The sequence below is a fragment of the Helicobacter cappadocius genome (assembly GCF_030688855.1).
Taxonomy (GTDB): domain Bacteria; phylum Campylobacterota; class Campylobacteria; order Campylobacterales; family Helicobacteraceae; genus Helicobacter_J; species Helicobacter_J cappadocius.
In genome coordinates, this window is record NZ_JAUYZK010000005.1 from 57,497 (window position 1) to 80,434 (window position 22,938).

The window sequence follows — 22,938 nt, forward strand, 5'->3', positions numbered from 1 at the left end:
CCTATAAAGATTAGAATATTAAAAGGAAAAAAATGACATTTTTAGAGGTTTTAAAGAGCCAAAATAAGGAGAAAATAGAACAAGAAATTTCACAAAGATTCATCAGAAATATGGAATATTTTCGTCGTACTTCCCCGGATCTTTTTGATGTGCTGAAATCTGAACCTATAGATTATAATTTGCTCTTTGATGAAAAAGGCCTTAATATTATTAATCTCAAAACAGGAGAGCTTTCTTATCCTAGCAATGCAGATGGTCATCAAATGGTTAATGTCTGCGAAGAACTCTCTCAATCGCCCATTGCAAATCCTAAATGGAAAATCTATACAAATCATATCTATTTAGACAAAATGGATACATCAAAACTTCCTATTACCGGGAAAGTTTGCAATGAGTTTATTGATTTATTACACAAACATGGAGGCATCAAAGAATACTATTTGAGCCGATCTTTTTTGCCATCTACAAACATTTTTGGACTATTAGGTGGAATGTTTTTGGAATTTATACGCGAGAGAGGCGTATTTTTCCATTCTTTGCTTATTTTTGAAGAAAATATAGATATGTTTAGAGTGAGTTGTTATTTTGTAGATTATGAAAAATTATTTGAAAATGTTTCTCCAAAAAGTTGTTATTTATTTGTTAAAGATCTTATAGATAAATTTTTTGTCCGTAGTTTCTTTTCTCAAAAAAAGATCACTAATAACTTTCTAAGGCTTGAACTTAAACTCTACTCAAGCCCAAAACTAGATGCTTCTAAACAAGTAATTGATGAAGAATATGCAAGTAATTCAAGAGGGTGGGGGAGTTTTGAAGACGAAATTATAGGGGTGCAAAATACTTTAAAAAATATTTCTTTTGATGCAAATGCCTATCCTGTATTAAATCTTCCTCAAAGAGTAAATGCTCCTATTTGTGTTGTGGGTAATGGTGCTAGTTTGGATGGATTGCTTCCTTTTATCAAAGAAAATCAAGACAAGATGATTATTTTCAGTTGTGGTACGGCCTTAAAACCTCTGAAGGCTTATGGAATAAATCCGGATTTTCAAATAGAAATAGAGAGAATTGATTATCTCAAAGATGTTTTAAAAGAAGCACCATTGGGAGATACTCCCTTACTGTGTGCAAATATGACTAATCCAGAGGTTCTATCACTAGGTAAAGAAAGCTATATTTTTATGCGTGGAGGAAGTAGTAGTGGGTATTTATATAATTCCAAAAGTGTAATAGAGTTTTCTGCCCCCTTTGTTGGGAATGCAGGTTTTGCTTTAGCTTGTCAGCTCGGTTCTGAAGTGTTGCTATGTGGTTTGGATTGTGGTTATATAGAAGGTCTTGGTAAACACGCTTCTCATTCTTATTATGGGCAAGAAGGCTTTGTTTTACCTGCTGATGCTTCTAGGGTAAGGGGGAATTTTGACAAAGTTGTTTATAGTGATTCCATATTTTTACTTTCTATTCAAAATATCACTCAAGCCATCAAAACTTTTAATCCAAAAATGGCACTTAATCTTGGTGAAGGGGCTTATATAGAGGGAGCTAGAGCTACTCGTCCAAGTGAGTTTGATTTGGTGAAAATCAAAAAAAAGAAGCTTGTTAGTCAAATCAAATCTTATTTCACATCCAAAACAAGAATGGCATTTAACGATGTTCGTACGGATTTTTATATCCAAGAAATATCGGATTTTAGAGATGAACTAAAAAATATGTTTCAAACAAATGTAAAAAACAAACGCGAACTTTTTGCACTCATTGATGAGGTGAATTCAATATGTGCAAAAAAAAGTTTTTCGTCTCCGTTTGTGGGGATAATGTTTGAAGGGAGTTTAGCTCATATGTCTCAAAGCTTAATGATTGCTTCTCTGCATTTGGATAGAGATGATGTAGAAGCTTTTTATACAGATGCAAAAGAAGTCATAAAAGAGGCATTAGATCGAATGATGTTTAAATATCGCTTAAGCATCCCCTTGAGACAAAAATAATTTTAAAGCACTCTGTTTTATCTTGACAAAAGCTCTTGAGTTGAGTATAATTCGCCCTTCTATAAGATGTTTTTCGGGGCGTAGCGCAGTCTGGTTAGCGCACTTGGTTTGGGACCAAGGGGTCGAAGGTTCGAATCCTTTCGCCCCGACCATGCATTTTTAGAATTTTTATGGTGGGTGTAGCTCAGTTGGTTAGAGCATCAGGTTGTGGCTCTGAGGGTCGTGGGTTCGATCCCCATCTCCCACCCCATATATATATTATTAATTTACTTGATAAAACTATTTCTGCGTTCGTAGCTCAATTGGATAGAGCACCAGACTTCGGATCTGGGGGTTATGGGTTCGACTCCCTTCGAGCGTACCACCCAGATTTTACGCGCTCGTAGCTCAGTTGGATAGAGCAACAGCCTTCTAAGCCGTAGGTCGCAGGTTCGAATCCTGCCGGGCGTACCACTTCTATAATTTCGAATTATTCAAAAAAACAAAAGTATCAAAACCATATCTGTTATCATTGAATTCATAATAGGGTATTACAATAGTAAGAATCTTAGAAAAATGACATATCTCATCGAATTCAAATAATCTAAAAATAAAAATTATCTCAATAGGGGCAATAAACAATGGAGAATTGGCACAGCAGTCAGATTAAAAATCTTTATGGCACATATGGAATTTTACAATTAGAGGCACTTGAAAAAACTTTTAAATTTGAATGCCGGTGTTCTAGCATCAAACTTACTCAAATTCTAAATTCATCACCTGAGGCTGAGAAAAAAGAAATAGAACCAAAAACATTTTCATTCAATGATAAAAAACACTATGATTTTTTTATTCAGTTCAATCAAAAAAATCCTATTGATTGGAAGGCTTGTGATCATATATTGATAAATTATATTAGTGACTGGATAAATGATAAGAGGCTTTTTATTGTTTTGTATCATCCTGTATTTACAAAAATCAGTGATTTTTCTATTGAGGGTAATTTATCCTTATCAGATGAAGGATATTATGATTATTGGGTAGAACAAAAATAATCAAATTATAAAAAATCATATAATAGGTAATAAAAAATAGAAATAGATAAATATTTTGTTTATTAACAGCAAAAATAGTTGTATAATATCCTATAAAAATATTAATAATAATTCATAAGGATTTTATATGAAAAAATCTATTTCGTTTTCTAATAGTGGAAAAAAATCTCAAAATATTACAGAAGAACAATCATTTTATTCAAAACCTAATTTTGATGTTTTATTAGATATTGAACGAATGATCCAGGAGTGTGAAAAAATCTTAGAATCAAAAGATGCAAAAGCTGCACAAAGTCTTAAGGCAAAAATTTTGGTTGATTATGAAAAATATTATTATAAAGCGATGAATGAAAGCTTAGGAAAAGATATTATTTGTGAATATGATATTTATGGACAATATCATTCTGATGTGTTGCATATAGATCGATGTTATAGATTGAATCATGAGAAATTATTTGAGAATTTATATATCCTAAAGACAAAAATCACATCCTTGAAAAAAATATTTGACAAAAAGCCTAATATTTTTTTGTAGAATTCTTGTTATGTTTTTTGAGATAAAAATAATCCACACAATACTAGAATACTCCCTATAGCAATGTGATAGGTAATCGATTCTCCTAAGGTGATGGAAGCTATGATGACAGAAATAATAGGTACTGTGTACATATACGCACTTGCCTTGAGTGTTCCTAAAAGCTTCATTGAAATTCCCCAAGATAAATAACATAAAGCAGAAGCAACTACACCTAAGAATAAAAGATTCAAGATATCTTTTAGGTTTAAAAATCTATCTAAAGAGGGATTTATCCCTTCGACAAATAAGGTCATAGAGCTGAATATAACCCCGTAAAAAAATATTTTTTTAGTGATAGCTAGAGTGTGAATGTTTTTTTGTGTTTTAAAAAGCTTTTCTAGTAGAATTGTATAAATAGACCAGCACAGACCTGCTAAAATACATAAAATATCACCTAGTGGATTGATATGTACAGGACTATCACCTTTATAAACAATGCAAATAACCCCAACAAGTGAAAATAAAAATCCTATGATAAAAAATTTATTTAATTGTTTTTTGAAGAATATAAATCCCAAAATAGCTGTATAGATAGGATTTATAGATACGAGTACTCCTGCATTTGAAGCAAAGGTATATTCGAGTGCTATATTTTCTAGTAAAAAATATAGACATACTCCGCTTAATCCGCATAATCCAAATAATATTTCTTCTTTTATGGAGGTGGGTTTTAGGACTCTTGGATAAAATATAAACAAACAAATATAAGCGATTATGAAACGAAAAATCAAAATTTCATACGAACTAAAATGTATTAATAATGCTTTTGTGGAGCTAAATGTACTGCCCCAAACAAAAACAGTAAAAATAGCTAAAAGATGTCCTTTTGAGTTTTTCATATTTTTTGATACCCCAATAAGCAAGTTAACAAGATGATAGGAAACTCACACACAACCTAAGAAATAATCAATAAGTATTAGTGTGAGTTTTATTGTTAGGGGAGATGAATTACATATATGAAATCATTACATCTGCAAATTCAGAACATTTTACTTCTTTTGCACCTTCCATAAGTCGTGCAAAATCATAAGTAACTTTTTTTGACTGGATTGCTTTTTTCATAGAATCCACAACAAGATCAGCTGCTTCTAACCATCCCATATGACGGAGCATCATTTCTGCACTTAAGATAATAGATCCTGGATTGACTTTGTCTTGATTAGCATATTTTGGAGCTGTTCCATGTGTAGCTTCAAACATTGCAACACTATCATTCATATTTGCACCTGGTGCAATTCCAATACCTCCAACCATTGCTGCAAGTGCATCTGAAATATAGTCTCCATTTAGATTCATTGTGGCAATTACATCGTATTCTGCAGGACGCAAAAGGATCTGTTGTAAAAACGCATCAGCAATCACATCTTTGATGACGATTTCCTTCCCTGTTTTTGGGTTTTTAAATTTGCACCAAGGACCATTGTCTATTAATGTTGCTCCAAATTCCTTTTGGGCTAGTTCGTATCCCCATTTCATAAATGCCCCTTCGGTAAATTTCATAATGTTACCTTTATGCACAAGTGTTACAGAATCTCTATCGTTATCTATAGCATATTCAATGGCTTTTCTTACCAAGCGATCGGTGCCTTCTTTACTTGCAGGTTTGATACCTATACCACTACTTTGAGGAAAACGAATTTTGGTAACTTTCATTTCATTCATCAAGAAATCAATAATTTTTTTTGCTTCAGGAGTTCCTTGTGGAAATTCAATTCCAGCATAGATATCCTCGCTATTCTCGCGAAATATAACCATATCTACTTTGTTTGGTTCTTTTACTGGACTTGGACTACCATACCATCTCACTGGACGCAAACAAACATATAAATCCATCATTTGACGTAATGCAACATTGAGCGATCTAAATCCTTCCCCTACAGGAGTTGTTAAAGGACCTTTGATAGATACTTTGAAATAGTTGATTGCATCTATAGTATCTGGTAATAGCCATTGTTGCATTGGCGTAAGAGATGATTCATTTTTAAATTTATTAAAGCATTTTTCACCTGTATAAACTTCATACCAAGAAATTTTTCTCTCACCTTTGTATGCTTTTTGAATACTAGCATCGATAACTTTTATCATTGCGGGGGTAATATCTACTCCAATACCATCTCCTTCAATATAGGGTATTACTGGATTATTGGGGACTTTTAATTTTCCGTTTGAGTCTAAAGTGATTGCTTCACCTTCTTTAGGTAGTTGCAAGAATTTTGGATTATAGCCATTGAAATTTGACATTTGATTTCTCCTTTGAAGTTTTAAAAATAATATCGCATAGTTTAGCACTAAAAAATAAAATTATATGAGATATTTGATTTTATTTGATATTTTTTGTTTGGATTAAGTTAGATTAAGTCTTTATGTGTAGAATGATTAATATGGTTTGTTCAAAAAATCGAAAGGATTGCAGAATGGGAACAATAAGTTTAATTAATAACGAGACAAATGAGAAGTTTGATTTTAATATCATCAACTGCACTAGAGGACCAAAAGCTGTAGATTTTTCTAAGCTATTTGAGACGGCGGGGATTTTTTCATATGATCCCGGATATGGCTCTACGGCAGGTTGTGAATCTACTATTAGTTACATTGATGGAAAAAAGGGAGAGTTGCTTTATAAGGGGCATAAAGTTGAAGAACTAGTTGCTAAGTATAAATTTACTGATGTTTGTAAGCTTCTTATTAATGAAGAGTTACCTAAGGATGAAAAAGAATCCAAAGAATTTGATCTAGAACTCAGACATCGCAGTTTTTTACATGAAGGATTGATAAATCTTTTTTCAGCTTTTCCTGATGGAGCACATCCTATGGCAACTTTGTCTTCAGGGGTCTCAGTGCTATCCACTTTATATTTTGATCATAAAGATATGGAAGATGAAGATGATTATCAGACAATGGCGCGAAGGATTATTGCAAAAATACCCACAATGGTTGCATTTTGCTATAGAAATTCTGTGGGAGCTCCTTTTATTTATCCAGATATTCAACGTTCTTATGTGGAAAATTTTCTGTATATGTTACGAGCTTATCCGCACGGAAAGCTCAAGCAGACTATTAAGGGAACAGAAGAAATTACATCTTTAGAGATTGAGGCGTTAGATAAAATTTTTACTCTTCATGCCGATCACGGTCAGAATGCTTCTACAACGACAGTTAGAAATGTTGCCTCAACAGGTGTGCATCCTTATGCAGCTATTGCTGCAGGTATTTCCGCTCTATGGGGACCAGCACACGGGGGAGCAAATGAAAAGGTTCTCAAACAGCTCAACGAAATAGGTGATGTTAAAAATGTTGATAAATTTATTGATAGAGCAAAAGACAAAAATGATCCTTTTAGGTTGATGGGTTTTGGACATAGGGTATATAAAAACTACGATCCCCGAGCGAAGGTGTTGAAAAATCTAAAAGATGAATTAGATAAAAAAGGTATTCGCATGGATCATCATTTGAGTGAAATAGCTCAAAAAGTAGAAGAAGTTGCTTTAAGTGATGAATACTTTATAGAAAGAAACTTGTATCCAAATGTAGATTTCTACTCAGGTATTATTTTAACAGCATTAAAAATCCCTACACAGCTTTTTACTCCGATTTTCGTAATAGGTAGAATGCCTGGCTGGTGTGCTCAATTACTTGAACATATTAAAAATCCTCACGCAAGAATCACCCGTCCTAGACAGGTGTATTTGGGTAAATAATTTTAATTTAGGTCTGTAACTACAGGCCTAAATTCAAGACAAAACTATCACAATAACATTTTAAGTAATATCTTTAGAGGGGGCAGGATTTGATGATGAATTTTTTTAGAAGCATAAGTGATTTTAGTGCTAAATATTTGGCACTTATTGTGGTTATTTTTACGGCTTTAGCATTATTCTTTCCTAGTTATTTTTCATTCATTAGACCTATTTTTATCAATCCTCTATTGGGTTTGATTATGTTTGGAATGGGATTGAGCATAAAAATACAAGACTTTAAACTACTTTTCAAAAAACCAAAAGAAGTGATTATAGGCGTGGTTGCTCAATTTGTAGTGATGCCATTTTTAGCTTTTGTGCTAGTGAAGGTTTTTGCACTTCCTGTGGAAATTGCTATTGGAGTTATACTTGTTGGGGCAAGTCCGGGTGGAACAAGCTCAAATGTTATCACCTATTTGTCAAAAGGCGATGTAGCATTATCGGTGGCTATTACTAGTTGTACAACTTTTCTAGCACCTATTATGACCCCGTTTCTAATTTATATCTTAGCTGGTGAGAGCATAAAGATTGATATGTTTGGAATGTTTTATAGTATCGTTCAGGTTGTTATTATCCCTATTATCTTGGGAGCTATTATTCATAAATTTTTCCCAAAATTTGCACACTTGATACAAGGAGTGTTGCCTCTTATATCAACTATTGGTATTGTTGCTATCATTGCTTCAATTGTGAGTAGAAATTCTGCAAATCTCCTCTCAAGTAGTTTTATGATTGTTTTAATCGTTATTTTACATAATCTTTTTGGCTATTTGTTGGGCTTTGTGATAGGAAAAATTACAAAACAACCGTTGGCAAAAATAAAGGCGATTTCAATTGAGGTAGGTATGCAAAACTCTGGATTAGCAGCTTCTTTAGCTGTTACACACTTCGCGTTTTATCCTCTTGCAAGTGTCCCTGCTGCCATATTTAGTGTATGGCACAATATATCAGGAGGAATTTTAGCGAGTATTTATTCAAGGATGAAAAATTAAAATAGACTTATAAGCTTCAAATTTCACTAAGATGGATTATTTGATAATATGACCTTTTATCAAAAGATATAAACTCAAATCGTCGAGTTCGTTTTGTTTTTGGTATATTTCCTTTGCTAAATCCTCATCATTTTCTATATTTCTCTTTTGTGCGGTGGTGGTAAAATACTCCAAGCCAAAATCTGGTGTGTATAGAAATTGTTCATTTCCTATTACTTCAAAACCTAATGCTATTTTATTTCTTTGAAATGATAGTGTGTGATTATTGCTAAAAAGTGGTGTTCCAAAACTGTGATACACGAAACCTTTTGGAGAAACTAACTCTACAATAGTGGGAGTAATGTCAATATGCGATCCAATATTGGCAAGTTGTTTTGGTGATAGCACAGGAGAGTATAGGATGAATGGTACAGTATGTGTAATGCTTGGTTTGTTTGTAGGAATTGGGGAAATTCTACCGTAATGATCAGCTGTAATTACAAATAACGAATCCGGAAAAACTTGAGACATTTTTAAAATAAAATGGGTAACTTGTTTATCATACCACCAAATATGTCCTAGAATATTTGCATCCATTCCGTTGGTTATTTTATTTTTTGGAAAATTTTCTTTCCAAAAATTCTGTATTTTCTGTATTGGAACATCAAAATAATTCAAATCAACATCATAAGGAGGGTGTACAGAACTTGTCATTATCATATTGAAAGTTGGTTTTGAGCTAAGAGAAACTTTTTGTCCAATAAAATCAAACAAAATATTATCGTGAACACCCCATTCGTTTTGTATATGTTTTTGATAATTTTTGCCTTTGGCAAATTTTAGCACATTGATCGCATCATATGTTTTGTCAAAACCTTCAATTGTTGCAATTTTTGCAAATTCTCCCCATACGCTATAGCCACCATAATAAAATGTACTTTCATAACCTAGTTGATGGAAGATATTGCCCGGTGCAGTTTCAAATAATGAAAAACGTCCTAATAATTTATAAAGTAAAAAATCAGTTTGAGGTATTCCTGTGAGCTGAACTCCTAGGCTTCTGGTGGTGCAGGGTGCATTTTCCAAAAAATGTGCTAATTTGAATCCGTGTTTATTATCTATGAGGGATTTTAATCCTGATGTCAGACCTATTTTGTCAAATACAGGATCAAATGCCCAGTCGCTAAAACTTTCAGATATGATGTAAAAAATATGTTTGATTTGAACATTTGATGTATTGGTGCTTGTGTGGGAAATGAATGGATAAATATCTAATGGAGCTCGGGGGGGGGGGGTAATATTAAAGTAGTTTTGAGCGATTTTAAGCTCTTTTTCTGTAGAAAAATTCATTTTTGCTAGAGATTTATTATCGTTAAAACTTCCTAAGACTTTGTAAAGATTTCTAAGAAAACCATGTTGAGTGCGTTTAAGAAAAACATCCTTGGGGGGCAATAAGGTATCATCAAGTTTGTTTTTTACGCTCAATGTATAAAGTAACGCACAAATGTTGAGCACACCAATAAAAACAATAACCATATAAACGGATTTTTTAGCAATGGTCAAAAAACATTCAAAAATTTTTAATGTTTTTTTAAAAAAAATACAATAGGCAATACTTCCAATTATCCAAATAAGAATTTTGATTATCACTCCATACTGTCCGCTAAAGCCAGTTTTGATGATTGCTATAGTATCGTTATTTATGAATTCAAAGAGCGTAGTATTAAAACCATCTGTGTAGATTTGATAAAATAACATTTCAGAAATACCCAAAAATAAGCAAAGTGCAAAAATAATATATGCGTAAATATTAGAAAATCTAGCATATGAGGGAAACAAGATAATGAATTCACTTATTACTAAATAAATTATGGCGAAAAATGCTATATATCGATTATCATACTGCAGACCTATGCCCAAATTCTTTATTACTTCATAAAATCCAACATCTCCCATGAAATGTTCGTATATTCCTACATATAAGACAAAACTAACACGTATGATAAAAAGTAAAAATATTAAAAATAATGTAAAAACAATCGTTTTTGCTATTGGGTTTAAAAACTTCATATTCTCTGCTTTAAGCTATTTAATTTTTGAGTAGATTTGAGTGAATAAAACTTCTACTTTGATTAATTCTAACATATTTTATTTAGAAAATTTGAAAATATTACCAAAACAGTATTTTGAGTCAGCATAATTTTTCTCATTACATAAACGAATATTTTCTGATATTATGTGGAACCCTTTGAATTTTAATAGGGCTAGGCGAAGAATTAAAACCAAAATACAGAGTTTGATTTTTGTTGCTAGATAGCTTTGGTCGCATTAGTAAAAGTTGGTTTTGATAGAATAATTTAGAATTATAGAACCTATTGCAATACTAGGAAAAACATATGGAATTTTCTCGTTTATTTTTTTAAGATTCTTGTTTGAGAACTAACCATTTTTTAATTCTTCTTTGAGTAAGATAAGCTGAATCAACTTTTTAAAGATATGAGCGTGAAATGCATAATAGGGTATTGTTGCTAGAAGATGATGTTTTGCTTTCAGAGATTCTTATAGAGTTTTTAAATGAACATCACTTCAATATTCATCATTGTACAGATGCGTTGGAGGCAATGGATATTGCATATGAACAAAACTTTGATATTTATCTTTTAGATGTGATGATACCTGATGGAGATGGGTTTAAGGTGCTTAAGAGTTTGCGAGAGATGGGAAAAACTACCCCAGCAATTTTTATCACTTCTTTATCAAGTATGCAAAATCTTGAGCAAGGTTATCAGAGTGGATGTGATGACTATATCCGCAAACCTTTTGAACTTGAGGAATTATTGCTCAGAATCAATGTCTTGCTCAAAAGAAATTTTGCTCATAAAAATACAGATTTTGAAGATTTTGGAAATGGAGTGCGTTTTGAATTTCATACAAAAGCAGTTTATCAGGGTGATAGACTCTTATTTCTACCCAAAAAAGAAATCAAGCTTTTGAGTATTTTTGTGGAAAAACCCAATCAATTTATCACACAACAAGAGATATTTGATGAATTATGGGGGTATGATGAACAACCAAGTGATATGAGTTTGCGTGTGTATATCAAAAACCTTCGCAGCCTTATTGGAAAGGATAAAATTGTCAATCAAAGAGGAAATGGCTATTGTTATGTCAAATGATGAGGAAAAATCTGTTATCTTAAAGATTCTTTCTCTTTATATTATTACAACAATGATATTTTTAGGGATATTTTTCGGTGCTTATTATAATCGTAGTTATGGGCTTATATTACATGAGAGATCAAATGAGTTGCGTGAAGTTTATGAAGATTTGATACGAACGCTTGATAAAAATCATAGCATTAATCAACATACTTTAAGTGAGCTTCTCAATGTAAATCCAAATCTTCATGTGATGATATTAGATAAGAATAAGGTTCCAGTTTACAACAATCTTAATATGGTATTGCCAGAAAAATATCTCAATAAGAAAAATGGTATTTATGTGTTTGATGGCTATGTGTTTATCGACTCCAAGCCACCAAAACATCGAAAAATTCATAAAAAAAATCTATCAAGATCTGATTTATTTTCACAATATCAAGTCATTATTCGTGGAAGTAATATTACTTCAGATATTTGGTGGTTGCGAGTGAAGATGATAGGGTTTTTATTGCTGTCTTTACTGAGTGTGGGGGTGATTGCATATTTTTTACTCAAATTTTCCTTGAAACCCTATAAAAATAAAATCAGTTTTCTTAATCGCTTTATTAAAGATACTACGCACGAGATAAATACGCCTATAAGTGTAATATTAATGAGTATTGAGAGAATAGAAAAAGAAGAAATTTCTGAAAGCAATCTTAAAAAAATCAATCGTATCCATATTGCCGCTAAGACACTTGCGAGTATTTATAGAAATATTGCTTTTTATAGTGTCGCTCAGCAAAAAGATAAAAGTATTTGTGTGGATGTAAAAGAACTCTTAGAACAAAGATTAGAGTTTTTCGATCCATTGTTTGTGCAGAAAAACCTTAATATTAGGACTTCTTTTGCTCCTTCTTTTATCAATGCAACTATAGATGAGATGGGATGCGTGATCGACAATCTTTTGAGTAATGCTATTAAATACAATAAAAAAAATGGAGAAATACAAATCAATCTTGAACCAAATAAACTTTCTATCAAAGACACAGGATGTGGGATATATGAAGAGAATATGAAAAATATTTTTGAACGTTATATCCGATATAACCATTCTCAAGGTGGATTTGGTATTGGATTAGCTCTTGTCAAAGAGCTTTGTGATCGTTATGGTGTTGCTATTAAATGTGAAAGCAAAGTAGGGGAAGGGAGCTTGTTTGTTTTGGAGTGGAAAAAAATACCTAGTAGTAAAATCTTATAGCCCTCCAAATCTTCTTGTGCGTTCTTGATAGGATTGTATGATTTTGTGGAGTTCTGTAGGGGTAAAATCAGGCCAAAGTGTTGTGCTGAAAAATAATTCTGCATAGCTTGATTGCCAAAGTAAAAAATTCGATAATCGCATTTCTCCACCTGTGCGAATGAGTAAATCTACATCCGGGATTCCTGCTGTATCGAGGTTTGATTGTATGAGTTCTTCAATGTTGGATTCTTCTTTATAGGATTTTTTTGACAATATTTTTTCAAAAGTTCTTTTTATTTCATCCCTTGATCCATAATTTAGAGCTAAAATTTGTGTCAGTGCAGTGTTTGAAGATGTGGTTTTTTCTAGATCCTTGATAAGTGCTTTTAGTGGATCGTTAAAAGCATCAATATTTCCAATCGCTTTGAACCGTATATTGTTTTGATGATAAGTATTAGCTTCTTCTAGTAGATATTTTTTTAGACTTTTCATCAAAAAATCAACCTCAGTTTTTGGGCGATTCCAATTTTCTGTTGAAAAGGCATATAAGGTCAAGTAAGAAATATCATTTTTTGCACACCATTGAGTGATTTCTCTAACTGTCTGAATACCCTTCTTGTGACCTTGAGTACGCATTTTTCCTTTTTGTTTTGCCCATCTTCCATTTCCATCCATAATGATGGCTAAATGTTTTAATGTATTCAATCTTCTCTCCTTGAGCATTCATCTATTAGATATGCAATATGTTGCCACCAATCAATTTAGATATAAAAAAACTTCTAATTTTAGCTAATCTATTGGGGACTTTATTATTAAAAAATTATTAAAATGCTATAAAAATTATGAGTTAAGGTGTGTAAGAATGCAAGAAGAAAATTTGAGAAATAAAAAGCTCTTAGGCAAACACAATAAGAGTTATGCTAATCCTGTGTATTTAGATGGATTTAATCCTGAAGAGTATATAGTGATAGATATACGTCATCCATATGATTTTAAAGAAGGTCATTTGCAAGGATCTATAAATATAACAGATTTGCGTACTATAGCCACTATAGCACAAAACAATAAGGATAAAAAAGTTCTTTTGCAATGCTATAGCGGACATACTGCCTCAGTTTATGGTAGCGAACTTGTGAATGCAGGGTTTGATAATATTTATTATTTAGATGAAAATATTGCAGATTTTGAGGATCATGGAATCTTATTGCAGAGTTAATTTTGTGATAGGTATTTAAAAATTCTCATAATGGGCTTTTATTAAAAATATGCTATAGTTAGAAATCTTAAGTTTCAAACATCAATCAGGCATATCCATGAGAAATTTTTTTTTATTTTGCTTACTTATTTCGTTTGTTTTTGCTCAAGATGATTTATTTTTAAATATTAATCAGCCCATTGTAGATCAACCCATATCTGAAAAAAATCTAGAAAATATTGACATCAAGAATGCTTGGGAGAAGGTCTTAAACACTCACTCAGGCATTAAGTCAGCAGAATTTGGTGCAAGTTCGGCTTCAAAGTTGAGTACAGCAACAAAACTATCTTTTTTGCCAAGCATTGATATTAGTGCTCTTTATTTACATTTAGATAAGCCTATTGGTGTAGATGTCATCAAAGACAAAGCTGCTGTTACGCAAATTGCAGGATTATTTCCCCCCTTGAGTGGTTTGCTTCAAACCATAGCATCACCTATAGATATAAGCAAACAAGATGTGATTTTAGGGGCACTCAATATTATTTATCCTCTTTATCTTGGTGGTGCGAGGATTTATGCAAGTAAGATTGCATCTTTGGAAGCAAAAGATGCCTTTGAGGCTTATAGGCTTAAGAAATTAGCCACTTTCGAAGATTTGATCAAAATTTATTATGGCGTTGTCTTGAATCAGGATATTGTAAAGGTGCTCAAGAGTATTGAAGAAGGTCATTATACGCATTATCAAAATGCCCTTAAAATGCAAAATGCAGGTCAAATTGCACGGATTGAAGTTTTGAGTGCACAGGTTGCCTATGATCGGGCAAAAACCAAGACACGACAAGCGGAGGATTCACTGCAGATTGCACAATTATCTTTTGATTCTATTTTGGGTGTAAAACAACAAAAGTTCTATCCATCTTCTTCATTAAGCATTGATATGCAAAAAAGACTACCAAATGTTGATTTTTTTGTGAATGAAACACTTTTGTCTTACCCTGCACTTAAGACGCTATCGAATAAAAGCTTAATTGCCAAGGAATATAAAAAATTACAGATTAGTAAATTTCTTCCACAAGTGGGTTTTTTTGGTTCATATATTATGAAAGAGAATAATTCCATACTTAACAATATGATACCTAACTGGTATGTTGGAATTGGAGCGAGGTTGCCTATCATCACTCCAGGTGGCAGAATTCATAAATATGAGGCGACAAGACTTGCAGAACTTCAGGTTAATGCACTTAATACTCAAGCAATCAAAGATATGAAATTATTAGCCCAAAAAACTTATCAGGAAACAGTTTCTGCATTGCAGGAATATAAGAGTTTGGATTCTAGCATTGAACTTGCAAAAGAAAATCTCAAACTTCAAGAAGAGGCATTTAAGCAAGGTATTGCTACAAGTTCTCAAGTTATAGATTCTAGAAATGCTCTTTCTAGCGTCTTAATTGAGCAAAAGGTTGCTAGTTATCGATATATCACGCTTTTAGCAAGTTTAATGGCTTTAAGTGGGCATTTAGAGATGTTTTATGAATATCAAAAATAAGGATACAAGAATGAATAAAAAAATTGAATTATTTGCGATAGGAGGTTTTATTGCAATTATTTTGATTTGGCTTTGTGTTACATTTTATAAAGCATATAGTCCCAAACCTCAAATTTTACAAGGACAAATCAGTGCAAAAGAATATAGTGTGAGCTCAAAACTTGCTGGAAGGATTGATGAGATTTTTGTTAAAAAAGGCGATAAAGTTAAAAAAGGCGATTTGATATATACTATTAAGAGCCCTGAATTAGAAGCAAAACTCACTCAAGCACAAGCAGGTTATGAGGCAGCAAAGGCATTAAGCGATGAAACCCATAAAGGAACTAGAGAAGAAACTATTATTTCCGCAAAAGATATTTGGCAGAGTGCAAAAACTATGGCTAGTTTAGCGGAAAAAACTTACAATAGAATTCAAAGCCTCTATGATAATGGCGTAGTGAGTTTGCAAAGAAGAGATGAAGCTTATACTGCTTATGAGAGTGCAAAATACAACGAAAATACTGCTTATCAACAATATAAAATTGCCTTAGATGGTGCGAGTGCAGAGATCAAAAAGGCAGCTTTTGAAAAAGAACGTGCAGCAAAAGGGCAGGTAAGCGAAGTTCAAGCTTATATTAAAGACATTCAGACTTATGCTCCAATTGATGGAGAGGTGAGTAATATTCTTTTACATAGTGGAGAACTTAGTCCTAGCGGATTTCCCGTTGCTTTGATTGTGGATATGAAACAAGCTTGGCTTAAAATTGCTGTACCTGAAAAATATCTCAAAAGATTTCAAGTGGGTCAAGATTTTCAAGCTTATATACCTGCACTTGAAAAAAAGGTGACCTTCAAAGTTGATTATGTCTCTGTTATGGGTGAATTTGCTACTTGGAAGGCAACTTCGGCAACCAAAGGCTATGATATGAAAAGTTTTGAGATTGAAGCAAAGCCTATACAAGAGGTTGAAGGTTTGCGTGTAGGCATGAGTGTGCTTGTAAAATTAGATCCAAGTAAATGATTGATTACAAAAAAGCACTTGTGTATTTTGCTAGAAACAAAATGTTGTGTGCTATTTATTTTATTTTGCCTATACCTATAGCACTGCTTATTTATAGTATATTTTATATTCGATTGCCTACAGAACTTCCTATTGGAGTGATTGATGGTGACAAAAGTGGGATTTCAAGAGAAGTTGAATTCAATCTTGATTCAACTTCAACTCTGAGAGTTGTTAAAAAATACAATTCTATTCTTGAAGCTAAGGCTGATCTAAATGAAGGGAATATTTATGGACTTGTAATTATTCCCAATGGACTAGAAAAGAATATCAAGTTGGGCATAGAAACCAAGATAGGATTTTACTATAATGCACAGTTTGTATTGATTGGAAAAGCTCTTGATAGTTCTTTTTTGAAGGTAATTGCGACCATGAATGCAAAAAATGATACCATTAGGAAACTTATCAAGAGTTCTAATTTTGAAATAGCCTTTTCAGGAGCAATGCCCGTTGTTTCTACAATTGGAGCACTGTATAATCCTAGCAATGATTATGCACAGTTTTTGATAACTTTAATTTTGCCATGTGCTTGGCAGATATTGATCGCATTGGGAATGTTAAATGCCATAGGAAAAATTTCTGGTGCAAAAAAATACTTATTAGCATTTGGAATGAATGTGGTTGTCTCTAGTTTTTGGGGGATGGCTATGATGGTTTTTTTTCAAACCATAGGATACCCCATGAATGGAAGTTATAATGTTTTATTCTTGGGTATTTTAGCGATGAGTTGTGCAATTAGCGGTATTGTAATGTTTGTTCAAGCATTTTTGCACAATATGGCAAAAAGCGTGGGTGTTATTGCTGCTTATACTGCACCTGGATTGGCGTTTGCTGGAATCACTTATCCGCAAAACGCAATGGATGGATTTGCGCTTTTTTGGAGTCATATTTTACCTATTTCTTATTTTATGGAGCTTTACTTACAACAAGCAAATTACGGCTTAGATTCAATGGATTCTCTTAAAGTTATAGCTAAAATGTTGCCATTTTTTGTCTTTTTTCCATTAGGGGTATTGATAGAACACTTGAGGGGACAGAAGTGAGTTTTACACGCGTTGTTTTTGAAGAATTTCGTGCTATTTTTACCAATATTCCTGTTATTTTTGTGGTTATTGTGGGTTCGTTTCTTTATGCATTTTTGTATCCCGCACCTTATAAGAATAACATAGTTCAATCTCAAAAAATCGTTGTTGTAGATAATGACAATACAACCTTGTCTAAAAAATTGATTTTTTTAGTTCAAGCTAGTGCTGAGGTTGATGTTGATAAAGTTACTTCTTCAATGAAAAAAGCTCAAGAACTTTTAAATCAGGGAAAAGTTTATGGAATTTTACAAATTCCTAATGGTTTTGAAGCAAGTGTTTATAGACATATTCCTGTTGAGGTTTTTTATTTGGCAAATGCTTCTTATTTCTTGATCTATGGAGCCGTTATAGATGGCATACATAGAGCGGTTGAAGAGTTTTCTGCTAATATAAAACTTAGACGTTTATTGTTTGAGGGAAAATCTCAAAACGAAGATATAGATCTTATTGTACGTGACTCTATTCCGCTATACAATCCCACTGTAGGATACATAAATTATGCACTAGCGGCGATTCTTGTGTTTATCTTACATCAGACATTAATAGCTGGTGCTGGGATTTTGGGAGCTACACAAAATGAACAAAATCTCAAAGGCATTAAGGGTTATTGGAATGAAATAGGAGGATTAAAGTTGGTTTTAGCTAGAATGTTTGCCTTTTTTTGTATTTATGTGGTTTTATTTTTGTTATATTTTGGATTTTTATTTCAATTGTATGGAGTGAATATCGGTGCAGATATTGTTTCTTTTTGGTGTTTTTCTGCGATATTTATTTTGTGTTGTGCAAGTTTTGGAACACTTTTGGGGCTTTTGATAAATCATCCAGCTTTGCCAACTCAGATCGTACTTATTTCTTCCTTGCCTTTGATTTTTATGATGGGATTTATTTGGCCATTAGAGCTTTTGCCAAAACCTATTGTGTGGGCAATCCATTTTATTCCTGCATTTGAGGGTGTTAATGGCTTTATTCGCATCAATCAAATGGGGGCAGATTTGCATCTTGTGATGAATGATTTTTTCTGGCTTTTGGGGCTTTGCATTGGTTGTGTGATGATATGTGTTTTGGTGATAAGACAAAAAATGGGGAATGTGAATGATTCAGAGAAAAGATGAGATTTTTATAGCATTAAAGGATGCTTTTCCTCACACTATTCCTATTATGATGGGATATTTATTGATGGGGTTTGCGTTTGGAGTGCTTTTAGATAAGAGCGGATATGATTTTGTTTGGGCATTTTTTATGTCTGTATTCATCTATGCAGGAGCAATGCAATTTGTAGCTATAGGCTTATTGGCAAGTGGAATAGGAATTTGGAGTGTTGTTGTCTTATCTGCTATGGTTAATGCTAGACAGATATTTTATAGTATCAGTATGCTTGATAGGTTTTCAAAAATGGGCAAAAAACTTCCCTATATGATACATTCACTCACTGATGAAACTTTTGCTCTTTTTAATGTCAAAAAACCACAAGAAGGAACAAATGAAACCTATTTTATGTTTTTTATTGCTTTGCTCAATCATATTTATTGGATTATTGGGAGTTTGGCTGGGTCGCTAATTGGATCAAAGTTTAGTTTTGATTCTAGGGGTGTTGATTTTGTGATGACAGCGATCTTTATGGTGATCTTTATGGAGCAATGGAAACATAGTTCAAACCACACTCCTGCTATTGTAGGTATTTTCACTAGTGTGATTTGCTTGTTGTTGTGGGGAGGAAGCTTTTTGTTACCTTCACTTGTTTTGATGACTTTTATTTTAATGTTATTGAGAAAAAAATTGGAGTGCTAATGTTTGATTCGATAGTGGTTGTTTTGGTGATTGTTGTGGTTACATTTCTTAGTCGTGCTTTGCCTTTTATGATATTTAATTCTAAGCGAAATGCCCCTAATTTTTTGTGTTATCTTGGTAAAGTCTTGCCTAATGCGATTGTTGGAATGTTGATTGTGTATTGTTTAAAGGATATAGACATAAACATTTCTCCTTTTGGAAGTAATGAAATTCTTGCACTTTTATGTGTAGTTGTATTGCAAATTGTATTGAAAATATCTGTAGTTAGCATTATTGCAGGAACGATTTTGTATATGTATTTGATTCAAAGTAATATTTTGAATAGTTTTTTTAATTTTTAAATTTTGCCATCACTGCTGCAATTGCAAATCCTCCATCATGGCTAATACTTACGGAGATTGCATCTATATTAAAGAATTTCATTTTTTTTTCGCTTAGAATTATGAGAGGAGCATTTTTTTTACTTTTAGATAATTTGATATCAAAAAATCTCAAATCTTCGCAAATTCCAACTCCCAAGGCTTTTGAACAAGCTTCTTTTGCTGCCCAAAATCCAGCTATGGTGGAAACTTTATACCCTGATGAATTGTTTACCAGAAGAATTTCTTCTTGATTGAGGAATTTATTCAAAAAATCCTCCCCATATCTTTTGAGATTTTTTTCAATACGAGAAATAGCTACAATATCAATTCCAATCATTGAATCACAAACTCAGTGAAAAAAACATTTTTAATATAGCCATCAATTAAAAAACTATTGATTCTATTAACAATCTCATCTTTTAAGCGATCTTTACCTTTTGTTGTAGCTATTTCTTCGATAGATTTTGAAGATAGGATTTCTATAATGCTATCTTGGATGATAGTGGATTTTGCCTCAACTTCTTTTTGTAGTTTTTCATTGCTAAGTTCCAAACTGATTGAAGTCTTAAGATAACGACGACCACTTTGAGTTACTAAATTGACAATAAAAGGCTCTGGCATTTGATACAATGGTCCAATATTGAGATAATTAGAAGTTCTAGCTTCTCCATTAGGCTTTTTTTGCAACTGAGCACTTGCTGTGGCTTCAGAGTCTTTTGCCTCATCATCACTTTTATTGCCACCTAAGAGCAATACTCCTGCAACAATACCAATTATTAGCAAAAATACAATTACCCCAATAATAACAAAAATCAAAGTTTTATTTTGTTTTGGAGCCTGTTGTTCTTCGGTTACTTCTTTTTCTTCAGCCATTGGTTTCCTTTGTATTATTAAAATTGGATTCGATATAGTATGTTAATGAGCTTTTACCGAATTTTTTTTGTTTTATTATACTAAAATGTTTGATATTTTTAGGAGGTTTATATTCACTCATATGTTCAAAAACCACCAAAAATATACTTGGATTTAGAATTTCTTCTAATAATCTAGTACATTTGGAATATACATCGGCATAATTCTCTCTTATATTAAATGGTGGATCAAAATAAATGATTTTTTTTGTCGTGTTTTTATTGATATGTTGATGTAAAATCTCAAATGTATCCCCGTAAAATCCGTTAGCAAGAATATTTGGATCTCTTTTTTTTAAAAGCAATATATTTGAACTCAAAATATCGAAAGAACTTTTATTGTTTTCAAAAAACCAAGCCTCTTTTGCTCCACGACTCAAGGCCTCTAATCCTATAGAACCTGTTCCAGCAAATGCCTCAATAAAGCAGCTTTCTATCACATCTGAAGAAATAGTATTAAATAGTGATTCTTTCAAAATAGATTTACTTGATCTTGTGAGGTTTGTTGTAGGCATTTTAAGATTTACGCCTTTAAATTTACCCCCAATAATCTTGATCGTAGATTTATTGTCCATTATTTTTGAGTGTTTGATAAATTTTACTTGAAAATTCTTCCAATATAGAATCAATCTGTAGCTTTAATTCGGGATTTTTTATATTCAAAAAATTTTCAGGAATTGTATTGGCAATGATTTTAGTAGATTTAACCTTATGATGGTAGAAATTTTGCAGATCTTTGGATAAGCTCACTTGTGTGAAAGGTTTCTTTATATCTGATTGGGATGTAGATCCAATAATACAGAGTGGTTTGGATATTTGCAGTGGAGTATCAGAGATAACAAATTCACAATCATTAAATGTTGTCAGTATATCTTTTAGATAGTAAGATAAAGCATCTTGAAGAAGCATTGATTCACACATAATTGAGACTTTCACTTAAACTCCATCTATGTTTATTTTTTTTGATTATATAATTTTCTCTCTTAGCTATCCATATATTAAGATGATTTTTAGGCTTCTTTTGGTTCTAAGGTTTGTTCTTTAAAGATTTTTCTAACTTTTAGTCTTTTGATTCTCGCACCATCCATGCTGGAAATTTCAAATTCACAATTTTTATCGCTCACACAATCTCCAACAATAGGAAGTCTTCCTAGCATCCCAAAGACATAACCACCGATGGTTACTTGATCACACTCATCATCAAACTCCACATCCATAATCTCTTCTACGCTCTCTAAATCCATCATTCCATCAAATTCATAGGTATTTTCATCAATTTGATGCATATCCTCTGTTTTTAGATCGTGTTCATCGGAGATATCCCCCATAATTTCTTCAATAATATCTTCCATCGTTAGAAGTCCCGCGGTTCCACCATATTCGTCAATAACCAGAGCGGTATGGATTTGTTCTTTATTCATTTTGATAAGTATTTGCGAAACTGAAGCACTTTCAGGAACGATAATTATTTCTCTAACCAGACTTTTAAGCTCTCTGTTGTCTGCTTCAAATACTGAATTTGTAAGTAAATCTCTAATGTGTATCATTCCTATCACATTGTCTTTGCTACCTTCGCAATATGGATATCTAGTATGGCGGCTATCCATTACAATTTGTATATTTTCCTCATAGGTTTTTTCTGCATTTAAACAAATCATATCTTTTCTAGGCGTCATAATTTCTTTAGCTATGGTATCGGAAAAATCAACCGCATTTTTAATAATTTCACCTTCGATTGAATCAATAAAGCCACCTTTTAAACTTTCTCCGACAATAATTTTTAATTCTTCTTCAGAGTGAATATTGTCTTGTTCTTTAGCTGGTTGTATCCCCAGTCTCTTGAGAAAAAAAGCAGCTAGAATATCAAATAGTCTTATCACAGGATAAAATACAATCCAAAATGAATATAAAGGTCTTGCAACAAATAATGCAGCACTTTCAGATCTAGCAATAGCTATGGATTTTGGGACGATTTCACCCAATACAACATGTAAAAGTGTTATAAAAGTAAAGGCTACAATAAAGCTAATGGTATGAGTAATCACTGAAGAAGCATCAAAAATTTTTTCAAGTGGTATGCTCAATAATTTTGCTACAGCAGGTTCTCCTATCCAGCCAAGTGCCAAAGAGGAGAGGGTGATTCCAAGTTGTGTTGCACTTAAATAAGTATCTAGTTGATTGGAGATTTTCAAGGCTAATTTTGCATTTAATTTATCGGATTTACAAAGCTCTTCAAGTCGAGATTTTCTGATCTTTACAATAGCAAATTCAGAAAGGACAAAAAAGGCATTTAAAAGAACTAAAAATATCGCGAAAATAAACATTAAAACCGAC

Annotated in this window: 23 protein-coding genes and 4 tRNA genes; 18 read left to right on the forward strand and 9 right to left on the reverse strand. The window is 32.5% G+C overall.

From position 1 onward, the window contains the following. Nucleotides 1-32: 32 nt before the first annotated feature. The 7 genes from Q5I06_RS04370 (at nucleotide 33) to Q5I06_RS04400 (ending at nucleotide 3,548) form a co-directional block, all read left to right on the forward strand. Nucleotides 33-1,979 (forward strand): motility associated factor glycosyltransferase family protein, encoded by a 1,947-nt coding sequence (locus Q5I06_RS04370; protein ID WP_305516842.1) that lies wholly within the window; start codon nucleotides 33-35, stop codon nucleotides 1,977-1,979. A 74-nt stretch (nucleotides 1,980-2,053) separates the two neighbouring features. After that, nucleotides 2,054-2,131 (forward strand) — tRNA-Pro (locus Q5I06_RS04375). Nucleotides 2,132-2,152: 21 nt separating this feature from the next. Then, a tRNA-His gene (locus Q5I06_RS04380) sits at nucleotides 2,153-2,229 on the forward strand. A gap of 37 nt (nucleotides 2,230-2,266) precedes the next feature. Next, nucleotides 2,267-2,343 (forward strand) — tRNA-Arg (locus tag Q5I06_RS04385). A 12-nt stretch (nucleotides 2,344-2,355) separates the two neighbouring features. Further along, nucleotides 2,356-2,432, forward strand: a tRNA-Arg gene (locus Q5I06_RS04390). Between the two features lie 167 nt (nucleotides 2,433-2,599). Next, nucleotides 2,600-3,013, forward strand: a complete 414-nt coding sequence (locus tag Q5I06_RS04395; RefSeq protein WP_305516841.1) for a hypothetical protein — start codon at nucleotides 2,600-2,602, stop codon at nucleotides 3,011-3,013. A 127-nt stretch (nucleotides 3,014-3,140) separates the two neighbouring features. After that, nucleotides 3,141-3,548 (forward strand): hypothetical protein, encoded by a 408-nt coding sequence (locus tag Q5I06_RS04400; protein WP_305516840.1) that lies wholly within the window; start codon nucleotides 3,141-3,143, stop codon nucleotides 3,546-3,548. Nucleotides 3,549-3,556: 8 nt separating this feature from the next. On the opposite strand, the gene Q5I06_RS04405 is transcribed toward Q5I06_RS04400, so the two are convergent. Together Q5I06_RS04405 and icd are read right to left on the reverse strand one after the other, a co-directional pair. Next, nucleotides 3,557-4,429, reverse strand: a complete 873-nt coding sequence (locus tag Q5I06_RS04405) for a DMT family transporter (protein ID WP_305516839.1) — start codon at nucleotides 4,427-4,429, stop codon at nucleotides 3,557-3,559. A gap of 109 nt (nucleotides 4,430-4,538) precedes the next feature. Beyond that, nucleotides 4,539-5,831 carry an isocitrate dehydrogenase (NADP(+)) gene (icd, locus tag Q5I06_RS04410; protein ID WP_305516838.1) on the reverse strand — a complete coding sequence of 431 codons (1,293 nt, stop codon included), beginning with the start codon at nucleotides 5,829-5,831 and terminating at the stop codon, nucleotides 4,539-4,541. 173 nt (nucleotides 5,832-6,004) lie between these two features. On the opposite strand from icd, the gene Q5I06_RS04415 reads away from it, so the two are divergent. After that, nucleotides 6,005-7,288 carry a citrate synthase gene (locus Q5I06_RS04415; protein WP_305516837.1) on the forward strand — a complete coding sequence of 428 codons (1,284 nt, stop codon included), beginning with the start codon at nucleotides 6,005-6,007 and terminating at the stop codon, nucleotides 7,286-7,288. A 95-nt stretch (nucleotides 7,289-7,383) separates the two neighbouring features. Continuing rightward, on the forward strand, nucleotides 7,384-8,319 hold the full coding sequence (locus Q5I06_RS04420) for a bile acid:sodium symporter family protein (protein ID WP_305516836.1): 936 nt from the start codon (nucleotides 7,384-7,386) through the stop codon (nucleotides 8,317-8,319). A gap of 36 nt (nucleotides 8,320-8,355) precedes the next feature. Here the strand turns inward: Q5I06_RS04420 and Q5I06_RS04425 are convergent, their stop codons facing one another. Further along, nucleotides 8,356-10,368: an LTA synthase family protein gene (locus Q5I06_RS04425; protein WP_305520914.1), complete on the reverse strand. Its 2,013-nt coding sequence runs from the start codon at nucleotides 10,366-10,368 to the stop codon at nucleotides 8,356-8,358. Nucleotides 10,369-10,805: 437 nt separating this feature from the next. Here Q5I06_RS04425 and Q5I06_RS04430 point away from each other — a divergent pair, with 437 nt between their 5' ends. Together Q5I06_RS04430 and Q5I06_RS04435 are read left to right on the forward strand one after the other, a co-directional pair. Beyond that, nucleotides 10,806-11,474 (forward strand): response regulator transcription factor, encoded by a 669-nt coding sequence (locus Q5I06_RS04430; RefSeq protein WP_305516834.1) that lies wholly within the window; start codon nucleotides 10,806-10,808, stop codon nucleotides 11,472-11,474. After that, nucleotides 11,434-12,699, forward strand: a complete 1,266-nt coding sequence (locus tag Q5I06_RS04435) for a sensor histidine kinase (RefSeq protein ID WP_305516833.1) — start codon at nucleotides 11,434-11,436, stop codon at nucleotides 12,697-12,699. The genes Q5I06_RS04430 and Q5I06_RS04435 overlap by 41 nt, the downstream gene beginning before the upstream one ends. On the opposite strand, the gene Q5I06_RS04440 is transcribed toward Q5I06_RS04435, so the two are convergent. Then, entirely contained in the window at nucleotides 12,694-13,383 is a 690-nt protein-coding gene (locus Q5I06_RS04440) for a di-trans,poly-cis-decaprenylcistransferase (RefSeq protein ID WP_305516832.1), read from the reverse strand. The genes Q5I06_RS04435 and Q5I06_RS04440 overlap by 6 nt on opposite strands. 157 nt (nucleotides 13,384-13,540) lie before the next feature. Between Q5I06_RS04440 and Q5I06_RS04445 the strand changes: the two genes are divergently transcribed. The 7 genes from Q5I06_RS04445 to Q5I06_RS04475 all read left to right on the forward strand — a co-directional run bounded on the left by Q5I06_RS04445 (nucleotide 13,541) and on the right by Q5I06_RS04475 (nucleotide 19,672). After that, nucleotides 13,541-13,894 carry a rhodanese-like domain-containing protein gene (locus Q5I06_RS04445; RefSeq protein ID WP_305516831.1) on the forward strand — a complete coding sequence of 118 codons (354 nt, stop codon included), beginning with the start codon at nucleotides 13,541-13,543 and terminating at the stop codon, nucleotides 13,892-13,894. Between the two features lie 97 nt (nucleotides 13,895-13,991). After that, nucleotides 13,992-15,419: a TolC family protein gene (locus Q5I06_RS04450; protein ID WP_305516830.1), complete on the forward strand. Its 1,428-nt coding sequence runs from the start codon at nucleotides 13,992-13,994 to the stop codon at nucleotides 15,417-15,419. Nucleotides 15,420-15,429: 10 nt separating this feature from the next. After that, nucleotides 15,430-16,419 carry an HlyD family secretion protein gene (locus tag Q5I06_RS04455; protein ID WP_305516829.1) on the forward strand — a complete coding sequence of 330 codons (990 nt, stop codon included), beginning with the start codon at nucleotides 15,430-15,432 and terminating at the stop codon, nucleotides 16,417-16,419. Then, nucleotides 16,416-17,501 carry an ABC transporter permease gene (locus Q5I06_RS04460; RefSeq protein WP_305516828.1) on the forward strand — a complete coding sequence of 362 codons (1,086 nt, stop codon included), beginning with the start codon at nucleotides 16,416-16,418 and terminating at the stop codon, nucleotides 17,499-17,501. Before Q5I06_RS04455 ends, Q5I06_RS04460 begins: the two co-directional genes overlap by 4 nt. Further along, nucleotides 17,498-18,655 carry an ABC transporter permease gene (locus Q5I06_RS04465; RefSeq protein WP_305516827.1) on the forward strand — a complete coding sequence of 386 codons (1,158 nt, stop codon included), beginning with the start codon at nucleotides 17,498-17,500 and terminating at the stop codon, nucleotides 18,653-18,655. Before Q5I06_RS04460 ends, Q5I06_RS04465 begins: the two co-directional genes overlap by 4 nt. Continuing rightward, nucleotides 18,636-19,331 carry an AzlC family ABC transporter permease gene (locus Q5I06_RS04470; protein ID WP_305516826.1) on the forward strand — a complete coding sequence of 232 codons (696 nt, stop codon included), beginning with the start codon at nucleotides 18,636-18,638 and terminating at the stop codon, nucleotides 19,329-19,331. Before Q5I06_RS04465 ends, Q5I06_RS04470 begins: the two co-directional genes overlap by 20 nt. Beyond that, nucleotides 19,331-19,672 carry a branched-chain amino acid transporter permease gene (locus tag Q5I06_RS04475; RefSeq protein ID WP_305516825.1) on the forward strand — a complete coding sequence of 114 codons (342 nt, stop codon included), beginning with the start codon at nucleotides 19,331-19,333 and terminating at the stop codon, nucleotides 19,670-19,672. The genes Q5I06_RS04470 and Q5I06_RS04475 overlap by 1 nt, the downstream gene beginning before the upstream one ends. Here the strand turns inward: Q5I06_RS04475 and acpS are convergent. The 5 genes from acpS to Q5I06_RS04500 form a co-directional block, all read right to left on the reverse strand. Beyond that, entirely contained in the window at nucleotides 19,662-20,030 is a 369-nt protein-coding gene (gene acpS / locus Q5I06_RS04480) for a holo-ACP synthase (RefSeq protein WP_305516824.1), read from the reverse strand. The two genes, Q5I06_RS04475 and acpS, sit on opposite strands and share 11 nt — an antisense overlap. Then, complete coding sequence (gene fliL / locus Q5I06_RS04485; protein ID WP_305516823.1) at nucleotides 20,027-20,566, reverse strand: flagellar basal body-associated protein FliL; 540 nt, start codon at nucleotides 20,564-20,566, stop codon at nucleotides 20,027-20,029. Before fliL ends, acpS begins: the two co-directional genes overlap by 4 nt. Then, a complete protein-coding gene (gene rsmD, locus Q5I06_RS04490) occupies nucleotides 20,559-21,179 on the reverse strand; it encodes a 16S rRNA (guanine(966)-N(2))-methyltransferase RsmD (protein ID WP_305516822.1) in 621 nt (206 codons plus the stop codon). Before rsmD ends, fliL begins: the two co-directional genes overlap by 8 nt. Continuing rightward, a complete protein-coding gene (locus Q5I06_RS04495; protein ID WP_305516821.1) occupies nucleotides 21,169-21,540 on the reverse strand; it encodes a hypothetical protein in 372 nt (123 codons plus the stop codon). Before Q5I06_RS04495 ends, rsmD begins: the two co-directional genes overlap by 11 nt. Before the next feature lie 74 nt (nucleotides 21,541-21,614). Continuing rightward, on the reverse strand, nucleotides 21,615-22,928 hold the full coding sequence (locus tag Q5I06_RS04500; protein ID WP_305516893.1) for a hemolysin family protein: 1,314 nt from the start codon (nucleotides 22,926-22,928) through the stop codon (nucleotides 21,615-21,617). Nucleotides 22,929-22,938 lie beyond the last annotated feature (10 nt).